The organism is Pseudomonas sp. IT-P2 (assembly GCF_949767575.1).
GTDB classification, from domain to species: Bacteria; Pseudomonadota; Gammaproteobacteria; order Pseudomonadales; family Pseudomonadaceae; genus Aquipseudomonas; species Aquipseudomonas pharyngis.
The window spans coordinates 67,384-81,774 of the sequence record NZ_CATKQA010000002.1; the positions used below are offsets into that span (position 1 = coordinate 67,384).

13 protein-coding genes are annotated in these 14,391 nt (G+C 62.2%); 5 read left to right on the forward strand and 8 right to left on the reverse strand.

Going from position 1 to position 14,391, the window contains the following annotated elements; all coding sequences use genetic code 11:
- Window positions 1–109: 109 nt before the first annotated feature.
- On the reverse strand, window positions 110–976 hold the full coding sequence (locus tag ACM6JM_RS01400) for a CAP domain-containing protein (RefSeq protein ID WP_102688483.1): 867 nt from the start codon (window positions 974–976) through the stop codon (window positions 110–112).
- A gap of 130 nt (window positions 977–1,106) precedes the next feature.
- On the reverse strand, window positions 1,107–1,877 hold the full coding sequence (locus ACM6JM_RS01405; RefSeq protein WP_414881191.1) for an alpha/beta hydrolase: 771 nt from the start codon (window positions 1,875–1,877) through the stop codon (window positions 1,107–1,109).
- Window positions 1,878–1,988: 111 nt separating this feature from the next.
- On the opposite strand from ACM6JM_RS01405, the gene ACM6JM_RS01410 reads away from it, so the two are divergent.
- The gene (locus ACM6JM_RS01410) at window positions 1,989–2,933 is read left to right on the forward strand and encodes an aldo/keto reductase (RefSeq protein WP_414881192.1); all 945 of its coding nucleotides are present in this window, start codon (window positions 1,989–1,991) and stop codon (window positions 2,931–2,933) included.
- On the opposite strand, the gene ACM6JM_RS01415 is transcribed toward ACM6JM_RS01410, so the two are convergent.
- Complete coding sequence (locus ACM6JM_RS01415; protein WP_039770944.1) at window positions 2,930–3,844, reverse strand: LysR family transcriptional regulator; 915 nt, start codon at window positions 3,842–3,844, stop codon at window positions 2,930–2,932. The two genes, ACM6JM_RS01410 and ACM6JM_RS01415, sit on opposite strands and share 4 nt — an antisense overlap.
- Window positions 3,845–3,980: 136 nt before the next feature.
- Here ACM6JM_RS01415 and ACM6JM_RS01420 point away from each other — a divergent pair, with 136 nt between their 5' ends.
- Both ACM6JM_RS01420 and ACM6JM_RS01425 read left to right on the forward strand, forming a co-directional pair.
- Window positions 3,981–5,036, forward strand: a complete 1,056-nt coding sequence (locus tag ACM6JM_RS01420) for a tartrate dehydrogenase (protein ID WP_039770942.1) — start codon at window positions 3,981–3,983, stop codon at window positions 5,034–5,036.
- 97 nt (window positions 5,037–5,133) lie between these two features.
- Entirely contained in the window at window positions 5,134–6,477 is a 1,344-nt protein-coding gene (locus tag ACM6JM_RS01425) for a dicarboxylate/amino acid:cation symporter (RefSeq protein ID WP_039770940.1), read from the forward strand.
- Window positions 6,478–6,561: 84 nt separating this feature from the next.
- Here ACM6JM_RS01425 and paoC read toward each other — a convergent pair whose 3' ends face one another.
- The 4 genes from paoC to ACM6JM_RS01445 form a co-directional block, all read right to left on the reverse strand.
- The gene (gene paoC, locus ACM6JM_RS01430) at window positions 6,562–8,760 is read right to left on the reverse strand and encodes an aldehyde oxidoreductase molybdenum-binding subunit PaoC (RefSeq protein WP_414881193.1); all 2,199 of its coding nucleotides are present in this window, start codon (window positions 8,758–8,760) and stop codon (window positions 6,562–6,564) included.
- Window positions 8,757–9,713 carry an FAD binding domain-containing protein gene (locus ACM6JM_RS01435; protein ID WP_103387348.1) on the reverse strand — a complete coding sequence of 319 codons (957 nt, stop codon included), beginning with the start codon at window positions 9,711–9,713 and terminating at the stop codon, window positions 8,757–8,759. The genes paoC and ACM6JM_RS01435 overlap by 4 nt, the downstream gene beginning before the upstream one ends.
- Window positions 9,710–10,333 carry an aldehyde dehydrogenase iron-sulfur subunit PaoA gene (paoA, locus tag ACM6JM_RS01440; protein WP_408980501.1) on the reverse strand — a complete coding sequence of 208 codons (624 nt, stop codon included), beginning with the start codon at window positions 10,331–10,333 and terminating at the stop codon, window positions 9,710–9,712. Before paoA ends, ACM6JM_RS01435 begins: the two co-directional genes overlap by 4 nt.
- Before the next feature lie 242 nt (window positions 10,334–10,575).
- Complete coding sequence (locus ACM6JM_RS01445) at window positions 10,576–12,330, reverse strand: L-lactate permease (RefSeq protein ID WP_064595387.1); 1,755 nt, start codon at window positions 12,328–12,330, stop codon at window positions 10,576–10,578.
- A 234-nt stretch (window positions 12,331–12,564) separates the two neighbouring features.
- Between ACM6JM_RS01445 and ACM6JM_RS01450 the strand changes: the two genes are divergently transcribed.
- Complete coding sequence (locus ACM6JM_RS01450; RefSeq protein WP_064382340.1) at window positions 12,565–12,771, forward strand: hypothetical protein; 207 nt, start codon at window positions 12,565–12,567, stop codon at window positions 12,769–12,771.
- Between the two features lie 43 nt (window positions 12,772–12,814).
- Here ACM6JM_RS01450 and ACM6JM_RS01455 read toward each other — a convergent pair whose 3' ends face one another.
- Window positions 12,815–13,087, reverse strand: coding sequence for a hypothetical protein (locus ACM6JM_RS01455; protein WP_039770930.1), 273 nt, complete (start codon window positions 13,085–13,087; stop codon window positions 12,815–12,817).
- Between the two features lie 223 nt (window positions 13,088–13,310).
- Here ACM6JM_RS01455 and ACM6JM_RS01460 point away from each other — a divergent pair, with 223 nt between their 5' ends.
- Window positions 13,311–14,390 (forward strand): hypothetical protein, encoded by a 1,080-nt coding sequence (locus tag ACM6JM_RS01460; protein WP_414881194.1) that lies wholly within the window; start codon window positions 13,311–13,313, stop codon window positions 14,388–14,390.
- The last annotated feature ends 1 nt before the right edge of the window (window position 14,391 follow it).

Genomic DNA, 14,391 nt, shown 5'->3' on the forward strand with positions numbered 1-14,391 from the left:
CTTGTGTTGACCATCATGATCGGCGTCCTTGCCACGATTTCTCCGGTCTGACGATCAGCCGTCGAGTTGCGACTTGCAGCGCTCTTCGACGGTTTCGGATGGAACCGGATCAGGGCGCCCCGAACAGCATCGTCCAGTAAACCCCTTCATCACTGCGTGCCTCACTGGCAAACCCGGCGCCGACCTGGGTGAACATCGGGTTCATCAGGTTGGCGCAGTGTCCGGGGCTGGCCAGCCAGCCGGCCATGGCCTTGCCCGGTGAGCTTTGCCCGGCGGCGATGTTTTCGCCGATCTGCCGGCCACGGTAGCCGGCCGCACGGGCGCGATCTGCCGGGCCGTCGCCGTCCGGGTCGCGGTGGGCGAAGTAGTTGCCGTAGGCCATGGCCTTGCTGTGCCCTTGGGCGGCGGCGCCAAGGGCCGGGTTCCAGCTCAACGGGCGGGCGGCGGCGAAGCGCTGGCGGCCGCACATGCGCGGTCGGGCGCGGGCGGCGTTGACCTCGGCCAGCAAGGCCTTGCCGACACTGCGGTTGTCGCCGACGCGACTGTCGAGCACCGGCCGGGCCAGCACCACCTGCCATTCGCTGCGGGCGCGGCTGATGCCGATGTCGGCGTATTGACCGTCGAGCAGCGCGCCGCAGTAATCGTCTTGCAGCATTTCGAACGCCTCTTCGGCGTCCTGTGCGCCGACGATCCGGATGCTGCGCACCGCCACGGCTGCGTAGCCGGAATCTTTCAGTCGTTCGCGCAATCCACCGCCGTAGCCATAGCCGACCGGTAACGCCAGGTTCGACTTCAGTGTCAGCGGCGCCAGCCGTTGGGCCGGGCGTCGGTCACATCGTTGCGGATGGGCGCGGTAGTCGTTTATGGCGGCCACCAGTTGTCGCTCGGCGCCGGCGTGGGCAGAGGGCGAAAGCAGGGGAGAAAGGATCAACAGGCACAGCGAAACGAAGCGAGACGAACGTACGGCGTGGCGCATGGGACGCAAAGCTCTGAACAAAGACAAGGCTGAAGGAAAGTGAACCGCAGAACGCGGCGCGGGTAGGACTGGCCTTTTTGCACTTGGTTCACGAGGCGACGCCGGGTTTCTACGGCTGCCGACGAAGTGCTCAGCGATTCAACAGATCCTGCATCCATTGCAGATATTGCGGCCGTTCGGAAATCGAATTGTGTGCCGAATCCGCCACCACTTTGAGCGTGGCCACACCGTCGGGAAAACTGTGCAGCAAGCGCTCGGTGCTGGCCCGTGGAATCACCTCGTCGTCGCTCGCCGCCAGCAGCAACGTCGGCACGCGGATGTGCGCCGCGTACTGGCCCGACCGGAAACGATCCTTGAGCAACCACTGCACCGGCACCCACGGGTATTGACGGGCGGCGATTTCCTCGAGGCTGTTGTAAGGCGTGACCAGAATCAACCGTTCCACCGGTCGCTGGCTGGCCAGCCGCACCGCGACGCCGGAACCGAGGCTGCGCCCCAGCAGCGCAATCTGCGGATGACTCGCATACACCTGATCAAACAGCGCCAGCGCATCCTCGGCAATCGCCGCTTCGGAGGGCGAACCGCCGCTGCCGCCAAATCCCCGGTAATGCAGCAAATACAACGAATAGTCAGGAAACGCCTCGGAAAACTCCGGCAGATTGCGCGAAACGTCCTCGGCATTGCCGCCGAAATAGATCAGCGCTCTGGGGCCGACGCGCTCGCGCACCGTCACGCGGATCTCGGCGTCGGGCATGGCCAGTGTCAACCGTGACTCCGGCGAATCGAGGGTGGCGGGCTGCGGAAAATAAATCAGCGTCCGCTGAAACACGAACAGCGCCGCGCACAGGATCAAGTACACGGCGAGGATCAATGCGACGAGTGACAACAGGGTTCTGGACATTCGACTAACGTTAACCGGGCGCGCAGGTTGGCTGTCGCAGTGTAGTCCAACGGTTTTGCGGGCTGCATCCAAACACAAGGTGCAACAGATCCACAGGGCAAGGGCGCCAGCATGAACCACACTGAGGGATATTCCCGCCGCCGGTTGCTGACGCTGGCAGCCGGGGTGTCAGCGGTTTTCACCTTTGACCGGGCGCTGGCCGCCATTACGTCGCCGAACGCCACAGGAGCCCAGACCATGCAGACCCGCGCCATCCCTTCGAGCTCCGAGCCACTGCCGCTGGTGGGGTTGGGCACTTATCGCGGTTTCGACGTCGGCCCTGGCGATCCGGTCTACAAACAATTGCCGGCGGTGCTCGGCGAGCTGTTCAAAAAGGGCGGCACGCTGATCGACAGCTCGCCCATGTACGGCCGCGCGGAAGAAACCACCGGTGAATTGCTGTCGATCCATGAACCGCGCTCACCGGCATTTCTGGCGACCAAGGTCTGGACCCGTGGCCGCGAAGAGGGCATTGCGCAGATGGAGCAGTCGTTCAGCCTGCTGCGCACCGAGCGCATCGACCTGATGCAGATCCACAACCTGCTCGACTGGCAAACCCACCTGCCGACCCTGCGCGACTGGAAAGAGCAGGGCCGCATCCGCTACATCGGCATCACCCACTACACGCCTTCGGCCTATGACGAGGTCGAAGCGGTGCTCAAGGCCGAGTCGCTGGATTTCCTGCAAATCAACTACGCCCTGGATGATCGCGGGGTCGAGAAGCGCATCCTGCCGCTGTGCCGCGAGCGTGGGGTGGCGGTGATCTGCAACCGGCCATTCGGCGGTGGCGACCTGCTCGCGCGGCTCAAAGGTAAACCGCTGCCGGGTTGGGCAGCTCAGGTGGGGGCGAAGAGCTGGCCGCAACTGGCGCTGAAATTTCTATTGGCGCATCCGGCTGTGACTTGTGTGATTCCCGGCACCAGCAATCCGCTGTACATGGCCGACAATGCCGGCGCCGGGTTCGGGCTGATGCTCACCGATGCGCAGCGTCAGCAGTTGATTGCCTTGGTCAGTTAGTCGCCTGGGTCATCCAGATTGTCGATGTGCTTGAAGCGCTCCACAAGAAAATCGATCAGGCTGCGAACCCGTGCCGACAGGTGCAGCTGTTGCGGATACACCGCGTACACATCGGCGCGGGTCGGGGTCTGGTCTTCCAGCACCAGGCGCAAACGGCCGCTGCGCACGTAGCGGGCGATGTCCCATTCGGCACGCAGCAGAATGCCATAGCCTTCCAGGGCCCAATTCAAAGCCACCTCACCATCGTTGCAACCCAGGGCACCGCGCACTTTGATGTTTTGCGTCCGTCCGCCGTCAGTGAAACTCCAGACGCCGTAGGGCGTTTCGTTCTGCCGCAGGAATATACAGTTGTGTTGCGGCAGGTCCGACAGTTTCTGTGGCACCCCGTGTTTCTCCAGATACAGCGGCGAGGCACAGAGCAAGCGGCGGTTGGAGGCGATCTTGCGGGCATGAAATGCCGCGTCGGGCAGGGTACCGAAACGGATCCCCAGATCAAAGCCGTGGGTCGTCAGATCCAGTGGGTGGTCGCTGATTTCCAGCTGGATTTCCACCTCCGGGTATCGGGCAAAAAACGCCGCCAGGGCCGGACCGATGTAGCGACGACCAAAGCCCAGCGAGGCATTGACCCGGATCAGCCCCTTAGGGGTTGCCCGGCTGGCGCCGATCAACTGCTCGACCTCGTCGATCTGCGTCAGGATCCGCGCCGCATGGGAAAAATACAGTTCGCCTTCTGCCGTGAGACTCATTGAGCGCGTGGTGCGATTGACCAGCCGCACTCCCAGACGAGCCTCCAGCGCACTCAGGCGTTTGCTTACGGCTGGAGGCGTCACACCCAATTCCCGAGCCGTGGCGGCCAGGCTGCCTTTGTTGGCCAGCAAATGAAAAAACGACAGATCGAGGGTCTGGCTCATTAGTAACTCAAAGTTATGGATGTAGTGATTTTCTGTAACTCACCGCTTTCTGGTCACTACATATACTCCGATCACACCCCGCCTGACAGCCCTGTCCGGCAGGCAAAACAAAAACGTGAAGAGAGTGGAGTTGACCATGAGTGCATACAAGATTGCAGCGGTTCCGGGTGATGGCATTGGTGTGGAAGTGATTGCCGCCGGCGTCGAAGTACTACAAGCCCTGGCGAAGAAATCCGGTTTTGAACTGGATTTCAAACACTTCGACTGGAACTCCGACAACTACCTGAAAAACGGTCACTACATTCCTGAAGGCGGCTTGCAGGAACTGAAAACCTTCGACGCAATTTTCTTCGGTGCGGTCGGCGCACTCAATGTGCCGGATCACATTTCCCTGTGGGGCCTGCGTCTGCCGATCTGCCAGGGTTTCGATCAATACGCCAACGTGCGTCCGGCCCGCGTGCTGCCGGGGGTGAAAAGTCCGCTGCACAACGGTGAGCAGATCGATTGGGTCGTGGTCCGGGAAAACTCCGAGGGCGAGTATTCCGGCAACGGCGGCCGCGTTCATCGAGGCTTGCCGGAAGAAGTGGCGACCGAAGTGTCGGTGTTCACCCGTGCCGGGGTCGAGCGCATTCATCGTTTCGCCTTCGAACTGGCGCAAAGCCGCCCGCGCAAACATTTGACCATGGTCACCAAATCCAATGCCCAGCGGCACGGCATGGTGCTGTGGGACGAAATCTTCTACGAAGTCGCCAAGGACTTCCCGGACGTGAAGATCGACAAGGAACTGGTCGATGCCGTGACCACTCGCATGGTGCTCAAGCCGGCGACGCTGGACGTGATTGTCGCGACCAACCTGCACGCCGACATTCTGTCTGATCTGGCCGCTGCGTTGTCCGGCAGCCTCGGCATTGCGCCCACGGCCAACCTCAATCCAGGGCGTGATTTCCCTTCGATGTTCGAGCCGATCCACGGCTCGGCGTTTGATATCACCGGCAAAGGCGTGGCCAATCCGATCGCGACGTTCTGGACTGCCGCGATGATGCTTGAGCATCTGGGCGAAAAAACAGCCGCCAAACACCTGATGTCGGCAATCGAGGCAGTCACGGAAAGCGGTCTGCACACTCCGGATCTGGGTGGCACCGCCACGACGCGCCAAGTCACCGACGCGGTGATCGCGCTGATCAACCGCTGATCCCTCTGCAATTCAAATCAGTACTGCGGCACACCGCCGAGGGGCGTATCGCGCCCCTCGGCATTTCCTGACAACAATAAAAAATCAGGGCCCTGTCATGAAAAGAATATTCGGCAAACTTTACGTACAAGTCCTTGTCGCCGTGATTCTCGGCGCACTCATCGGCGTGCTGGTGCCCGAGACCGGCACCGCGCTCAAACCCTTGGGCGACGCCTTCATCAAACTGATCAAAATGCTGCTGGCACCGGTGATTTTTCTCACGGTGGTGACCGGTATCGCCCGCATGGAAAACATGAAGGAGCTGGGTCGGGTCGGCTTTCGTGCTTTGATTTATTTCGAGGTGGTGTCGACGCTGGCGCTGGTCATCGGGCTGATCGTGGTGGACGTGTTCAAGCCTGGCGCGGGCATGAATGTCGATGTCGCCAGTCTCGACACCAGCAGCCTGGCGACGTACACCACAGCGGCCAAACATGCGTCGTTCATGGATTTTGTGATGGGCATCATCCCCGACACGATCGTCGATGCATTTGCCAAGGGCAATGTTTTGCAAATCCTGTTGTTTTCGATCCTGCTGGGCATCGCCCTGGCCCATGTCGGGCCGCGTGGCAAGGTGTTTGTCGATGCGCTTGAGAGTCTGATGCAGGGCATGTTTCGAATCGTCAACATGGTCATGCGTCTGGCGCCGATTGGTGCGTTCGGCGCCATTGCCTTCACCATTGGCAAGTACGGTTTCAGTTCGCTGTTTTCGCTGGGAAAACTGATGGCCTGCGTTTACCTGACCTGTGCGGTGTTCGTGATTTTTGTGCTCGGCCCGATCTGCCGTTACAGCGGTTTCAGCTTGTGGAAATTCCTCAGGTTCATCAAGGAAGAGCTGTTTACGGTACTCGGCACCAGCTCCTCGGAGTCGGTGCTGCCGCAGATGATCTCGAAGATGGAAAAGGCCGGCGTATCGAAACCGGTGGCCGGGATGATCATCCCCTCGGGGCTGACTTTCAACCCGGACGGCCAGGCCATCTACTACACCATCGCGGCGATCTTCATCGCTCAGGCGACGAACACACCGCTGACGCTGACCGACCAATTGATTGTGCTGGCGGTGTTGATGTTCACCTCCAAGGGCTCGGCGGGGGTAACCGGTTCAGGGTTCATCATACTGGCCGCGACATTGGCCTCGCTCGGCACGATTCCGGTGGCAGGCATGGTGCTGTTGCTCGGGGTCGATCGCTTCATGTCGGAGGCTCGGGCAATCACCAACACCATCGGTAATGGCGTGGGCACCATGGCCATCGCCAAATGGGTCGGGGCGCTCGATAGCGAAAAAATGCACAGGGCGCTCAATGGCGAGGCCGAGGAACGGAGTGCGCAGGTGCCGGAAGCCGAGATCACTCTCCACGCCAGCGAATCTCTGCGCCCAGGCCTTGAGCGCGTGGCCGCCAGGTAGACGAATCGGATACAGCAACCGCAGGTGCCATGCCGTCTCAGGCACAAAAACGCCCGGCTCACGCCGGGCGTTTTTCATTCGGTTTCAGATCATCTCAGGCAACGCATCCAGAACCTTGTCGAGAGTAATCGGGTATTCCCGCACCCGCGCACCCGTGGCGTTATAGACCGCATTTGCCACCGCCGCACTCACGCCGCAGATCCCCAGTTCACCGACCCCCTTGGCTTTCATCGGCGAGGAAATGGGGTCGGTTTCATCGAGGAAAATCACCTCCTGATGCGGGATGTCGGCATGCACCGGCACTTCGTAGCCCGCCAGGTCATGGTTGACGAAAAAGCCCTGGCGCTTGTCCACCGCGAGTTCTTCCATCAATGCTGCGCCGACGCCCATGGTCATCGCGCCGATCACCTGGCTGCGGGCCGATTTCGGATTGAGAATCCGCCCGGCGGCGCAGACCGCGAGCATGCGCCGCACGCGGACTTCGCCGGTGGCGGCATCGACGGCGACTTCGACGAAGTGCGCGCCGAAGGTCGATTGCTGGTACTGCTTGGCGAGGTCGGCGAATTCGATGCTGTCCTCGACTTCGATCGGGGCATGTTGCGCGGCCTCGCGTAACGGCACGTTCTTGCTGCCCAGTCGCACGTGGCCATCGGCAAACTGCGCATCACCCGCACTCATGCCGAGTTTGGCCGTGATCGCTTCGCGCAGTTTCATGCAAGCCGCGTAAACCCCGGCGGTCGAGCAATTGGCGCCGAACTGGCCGCCGGAGCCTGCCGACACCGGGAAATTCGAATCGCCGAGTCGCACCACCACATCGTCCAGGCTGACCCCCATCATTTCCGCTGCAGTCTGACCAATGATCGTATAGCTGCCGGTGCCAATGTCGGTCATGTCGGTTTCAACGGTGATCTTGCCGTCGCGCTCCAGTCGTACCCGTGCGCCGGACTTCACCAGCAGGTTGTTGCGAATCGCCGCCGCAACGCCCATCCCGATCAGCCAGCGACCTTCGCGACGGGTGCCGGGCGTCGCATTGCGCTTATCCCAGCCGAAGCGTTCGGCACCGGTTTGCAGGCATTCGATCAGGCGTCGCTGGGAGAACGGCCGCTCGGTTTTCACCGGATCGACCTGGGTGTCGTTGAGGATGCGGAACTGGATCGGATCGAGTTTGAGCTGTTCCGCCATCTCGTCCATGGCGATCTCCAGTGCCATCAGCCCCGGCGTTTCACCCGGCGCGCGCATGGCGTTGCCTTCCGGCAGATCCAGCGGCGCCAGGCGCATGGTCACCAAGCGATTTTCAGCGGCATAAAGCAATTGACTCGGCTGCGCCGCGACTTCGACCTTGCCGTCGGCGAGGTTGCCCGACCAGCCTTCATGGGCGATGGCGGTGAGTTTGCCGTCCGCCGTGGCGCCCATGCGAATGCGTTGAATGGTGGCGGGTCGGTGGGTGGTGTTGTTGGCGATCTGCGGACGGGCGAGGGCGACCTTCACGGGTCGGTTCGCCAGCCGTGCGCCGAGGGCGGCGAGGATCGCGTCGGCACGAATGAACAGCTTGCCGCCGAAACCACCACCAATGTACGGCGAGATCAGCCGCACGTTTTCCTTGGGCAGGCCTAGGGTGGCGGCGATGTCGCCGACGCTCCAGGCGATCATCTGGTTGGAGGTCCAGAGCGTCACGTGATCGCCTTTCCAGGCGGCGAGGGTCGCGTGGGGCTCCATCATCGCGTGGGACTGATCCGGCGTAGTGTAGGTCTGGTCGAACTGCACGGGCGCGGCGGCGAAGGCGCTGGCGAAATCGCCGTGCTTGACGTCCGGCAGATCGTCTTTCGGTTCCACGCCCTGGTCGCGCACGCTGGCCAGATCAAACTGGCCTTTGTCTTGCGCGTATTCGACGTTGACCAGTTGCGCAGCAGCTCGCGCCTGTTCGAAGGTTTCGGCGACCACCAGCGCTACTGCCTGGTGATAGTGCTGCACTTGCGGCCCGGCCAGCAGGTGCGCGGCGTTGTACTGGCCTTTGCCGAGCTTGCCGGCATTGGCGGCGGTGACGATGGTCAGCACGCCCGGCGCGGAGCGGGCGGCCTCCAGATCGATGCGGGTGATGCGACCCTTGGCGATGGCCGAACCGACCATCACGCCGTAGGCCTGATTCTTGACCGCCTCATGTTGCTCGTAGGCGTAAGGCGCCTGGCCGCTGGTTTTCAGCGGACCTTCGATGCGGTCGGTGGGTTTGCCGATGACGTTCAACTGATCAATCGGGTTGGTCGTGGCGGGCGTGTCGAATTTCATGCTTCGTCCCTCGCTTGGGCCAGCACCGAGGCAATCGTGCGCTCGACCAATGTCACTTTGAACTGGTTGTCAGAAGTAGGCGTGGCGCCGTCGAGCAGGCGCGCACTGACGGCTTTCGCACCTTGCGGCAGCAGCGCTTCCGCCGCTTCGACTCGCCAGGGTTTCGGCGCGATGCCACCGACGGCGATGCGGCCGCTGCCATCCTTCTGCAGGATCAGGCCGACGGAGACCAGGGCGAAGGCGTACGACGAGCGGTCGCGCACCTTGTGATAGACATGGGTACCGCCCACTGGCGCGGGCAGGGTAACGGCGGTAATCAGTTCGCCCGGAGTCAGGCTGGTTTCGACATTCGGCGTGGTGCCGGGTAATTGATGGAAATCCGCCATGGCGATGCGCCGGGTGCTGCCATCGGCCTTGAGCGTTTCGACCTGGGCATCCAGCGCCCGCATTGCAATTGCCATGTCACTCGGATGGGTCGCGATGCAAGCGTCGCTGACGCCGATAATGCCGAGTTGTCGACTGACCCCGCCAATCGCCGCGCAACCGCTGCCGGGATTGCGTTTATTGCAGGCTTGATTGGTGTCGTAGAAATACGGGCAGCGCGTGCGCTGGAGCAGATTGCCGGCGGTGGTCGCCATGTTGCGCAACTGGCCCGATGCACCGGCGAGCAAGGCACGGGACAGCAGCGCATAGTCTTTCCGGACGCGGCTGTCGGCGGCCAGATCGGTGTTGCGCACCAGTGCGCCGATGCGCAAGCCGCCGTCTTCGGTGGCTTCGATCCGGTCGAGGCCCAGGTGATTGACGTCAATCAGCTGCTGCGGCGTTTCGATGTCGAGTTTCATCAAGTCCAGCAGGTTGGTGCCGCCGGCGATGAAACGCGCACCTTCGATTTGTGCAGCTTGAGCGGCGGCTGCGGCGGGAGAGTCGGCGCGGCTGTAATTGAACGCTCTCATGCTGGCACCTCCGCGACTTCGCTGATGGCTTCGATGATGTTCGAATAGGCGCCGCATCGGCAGATGTTGCCGCTCATGCGTTCCTGCAATTCGCTGGCGATCAGTTGCGGCGCTTCGGTGAGGCTGGCGCTGGCGTGGCTGGGGATGCCGTCACGGATTTCCTGGAGCACGGCGACCGCCGAGCAGATCTGCCCCGGCGTGCAGTAGCCGCATTGATAGCCGTCATGCTTGATGAACGCGGCCTGCATCGGGTGCAGGTGGTCCGGCATGCCGAGGCCTTCGATGGTGGTGACTTTGGCGCCGTCCTGCATTACCGCCAGGGTCAGGCAGGAATTGATTCGCCGGCCATCGACGATCACCGTGCAGGCGCCGCACTGGCCGTGGTCGCAGCCCTTTTTGCTGCCGGTCAGGTGCAGGTGTTCGCGCAGGGCGTCGAGCAGGGTGGTGCGAGTATCAACCTCCAGCGCCTGTGGCTTGCCGTTGACTTCGATGGTTACTTTGGCCATGGCCGGTTGCTCCAGGCTGGCCGCGTAGGCCTTGAGGCTGATGAAAGGGGGCATCGCGAACGCGGTTGCGGTCACGGCACCGAGAATCAGGAAACGGCGTCGGGAGATCGCCATTGGCGGATGGTCGTTCATTGGCTTGGCTTCCTCTATCAGGTCGGCAGGGTGTGAAAGACCCGCACGGGTACGCTGGCGTGGTTGCCAGTCTCGCTCTGTTCTAGGAGTGACCACGCTGGAGAGGAAAAGGTTTTCTTTGATTTGCGCATGGCCTCATGCGCACGCTTCATGAATCGACGGAATGAAGGTGGGTGCCTTGGCTGTGAGTCAGATCGCTCTCACAACCGAGGCACCCGCGATTCTCAATGTGCGCCGACCACCATGGACGTAAACGGCGCCACATACGCCTGCAACGTCACCAGGCCGCCGACCAGGATTGCCAGCACGATGGAATGGAAGAACACGTAACGCAGGATTTCCCCTTCATGCCCGTACCAGCGAGTCGCCGTCGAGGCGACCACGATCGACTGCGCGTCGACCATTTTGCCCATCACTCCGCCGGAGCTGTTGGCCGCCGCCATCAGGACCGGGCTGATGCCCAGCTGTTCCGACGTCACCCGTTGCAAGCCGCCAAACAGCACGTTGGACGCGGTATCCGACCCGGTCAGTGCTACGCCAAGCCAGCCGAGCAAGGTGCCGAACATCGGGTAGAAAATACCCGTGGCAGCGAATGCCAGGCCCATGGTCGCGTCCAGCCCCGAGTAGCGGGTCAGGAATCCCAGCGCCAGCATCGCGGCAATTGTGATCAGCGAAAAGCGCACCACCCACAGTGTGCGAAGGTACTGTTTGATCAGTTGGGGGATCGAGTAGCCCATCAGCAATCCACCGACAATCGCCGCGAGCAGGATGCCGCTGCCGGTGGCAGTGAACCAGGTGAACTTGTACACCGCCTCTTCAGCTTTCGGCGCGGCGACCACCGGCGGGACTTTTTCGATCTGCAGATGCAGGGAGCTGAAAGTCACGGCCGGGGCGAACACCGGATTGGCCTCGCGCAGCGGTTTGCCCTGCGGATCGAGCCTGGCCGATTGGCTGACGGGATCAATCGCCGGACGGGTGTCGAACATGTTCTTGAAACCCTGGGTGCCCCAGGCAAACACGAACACCGTGAGGATGATCCACGGCATCCACGCGCGCATCACTGCCGGGCGCGCCTGATCGCTGAATGCGGCGCTGGCCGTGACCTTTTCTTCTTCGACCTTCGAGTCGTCATGCCGCCCCGACAGCGCGGCCGAGGTGTGGACGGTTGCCGGTTTCCAGACCTTGAGGAACAACGTCAGGCACGCCATGGAAATCAGCGCGGCGATCACGTCCACCAGCATCGGCCCGTGGTAGTTCGAAACCAGAAACTGCGGGATGGCGAAACTGACGCCCGCCACCAGAATCGCCGGCCATACCTCCAGCATCTTGCGCCATCCGGCGAAGGCCCAGATCAGCCAGAACGGCACCAGCACCGAAAAAAACGGCAGCTGCCGTCCCACCATCATCGAGAGCTCCATCTCATCCAGCCCGGTGACCTTTGCCAGCGTAATGATCGGCGTGCCCAGTGCGCCGAAGGCCACCGGCGCGGTGTTGGCGATCAGCGCCAGACCGGACGCTGCCAGTGGCGAAAAACCAAGACCGATCAGAATGGCGCCGGTGACCGCCACCGGCGTGCCGAATCCGGCGGCACCTTCAAAGAAGGCGCCAAAACAGAAGGCGATCAGCAGCAATTGCAGGCGCCGGTCGTCGGTGATGCGGGCGAGCGAATCCTGCAACACCTTGAACGAGCCGTTCTCGGTGGTCAGGCGATGCAGAAAAATGATGTTGAGCACGATCCAGCCAATCGGCAGCAGCCCGTTGGCCGCCCCGAACAGCGCCGCGGAACCGGCCATGTTGGCGGGCATGCCGAAGGCGAAGATCGAGATCAGCAGTGCCGAGGCCAGCGCCAGCAGTGCGGCCAGATGCGCCTTCACATGAAAGAAGGCCAGCGCCGCCAGCATCACCACCACTGGAACGGCGGCCATGATCGTGGAAATCACCGGATTGCCGAACGGGTCATAGACTTGTTGCCAGACCATGTCGCACCTCTACTTGTTGTTTTTGAGGGGCAGATCCTTTGCGCGTTGCAAGCAGTATAGGTGGCATTTGGCCGCCGCTCGGGCGAGGCGGGCGAGGCGATCAACGGTCATCGGCGGTCGGTGAATCATCGTCGTTTTCCCCGGTCGTATCTGCGGCAGCGCACACCGCGCCTCTTCGGTGCGGGCAGCGCTGCCGTTTCCGTCGTCAAGACCTTGGTTTTAGGGAAATTCTGAATGATGCGTGCAACAAGCCTGCTGCTGACCGTTTCCGCCGCTGTACTGCTGGGCGGCTGTGTGGCGGATTTCGATGATGACCATCGCCATGGCCGGCATTACGACCGCGATCATGGCCGTTACTACGATCATGACCGGCGCTGGGACGACCGCGATGACGACCGCCGCGACGGGCGTCGCTATCACCGCGACCGGGATGATGACTGACTGAAACGAAGAGGGCGTTCCCCGACGGGAACGCCCTCTGGCATTAAAAATGAGCGCTCGCCCGGACGCTGGATCGCGCAGGCACTGAGGCCTCGATGTCCAGCAAATGGGTGGCGAGAATGTCGCTCAGAAACCGGAACTGATCGTTGAGGCCGACCACTTCATTGCTGAAATGATTGCTCGCGGCGGGCATCAACAGATCTTCGAAGGCTTCGTCGAACACCAGCGCCTGGGTCTTGCGCGACACGGCGTGCTGATCGTAGTAGTTGCTGCCGAAGACCGGGAAACTCACGGCGAGGGTGACGGTATTGATCATGATGTGAACTCCTCGTGCTGTGTGTTTCGGATGGGCTAATCGTGCCTTTGGCGAGCAACATGCGGAAGGCAATCGTCGCGATGGTGAATATCGACGGCATTGATGGTTGGACCGGAGCGGCCCTGACCAGCGGATAAACGGCGCACCGCACGCACCTATACTCATGTCATCTCCCCCGGATTCTTCAGGTCTTGCGACCAAAGAACAGATAAGGACCGCCACCGTGAACCTGCGTGCGCTGCTCGTCGCCGCACTGGTGTTGCTGGCCGGCTGCGCCACCACGGCGCGGGCCCCGGTGACCGCGCCGGCGGTGGTGGTTTCGCCGGCGACCTGGCAGCAGATCGACCGGGAAATCGTCAGCGCCTCGAAACAGGCCACCGAGCAGGTCAAGGTGTTCGCCCGTGGCTCGATGGAACATTGGCGCATTCGGGTCTATGAGCAAACTGAAGAAAATTTCATCCCGTGGTTCAGCAGTTACTGGACCCAGGAATGGCTGTCGATGAAGGTCAGCTGGTACACGATCAGTGCCAGCGGCGAGCAGGATGCTTCGGCCACACGTCTGGCGGCCTATCTGCTGGAGCAATATCAGGAACGCGTGCTGGCGCCGGTGGCGGTGGAGATCGACCCGGACGCGATCCTCGGCCAGTCCACCGCGTTCTACGCGCAACTGATGGCGCAGCAGATGCCAGTCATTGCCCAGCGCCACGGCGTGCCCATCGCCCAGCTCAACGGACGATTGCAGAAAATCCCTGCCATCGCCCTTGGCCCGCCGCCGGCGAGGGATGCTTCGCTGTATCAGGTTGTCAGCACTGAACCGTTGAACACGCTGCCGGCCTACGCGGCGCTGATCGACAAGATTCACACCGACGGCGGCTCCAAAGGCGTGACCTCGACTGAGTCGGCCATGGCGCCGGTAGCCAAGCGTGCCAGCCAGCGCATGGAGGCGGAAATGGCCCCGCGCGGCGCGGCCAGTGCGGTGGCGGCAGCGGCAGGCAAACTGGCCGGGGCGCTGATTTCGGTCGGGGTGGCGGGCGTGCGCGCAATCATTCAGGCCAACGACCGCCCGGACAGCGAAGCGCTGATCCGCAGCAGCCTGGGCAACACCTTCGACAAGGCCTGGCTGAAACTGGTGCAAAACCCGACCACCGGCGTGATGGCCGGCACCCTGCACATGGCGGCGCAGGTCGAGGGCAATCTGGGCGGGCGGGACGAGCCGTCGGTCGGGTTGGGCGTCAACCGTGTCGAATGGCGGCCGCCCGAGTCGACTACTCAGCAGATCGAACCCACCCTGCAAGGAGAATGAT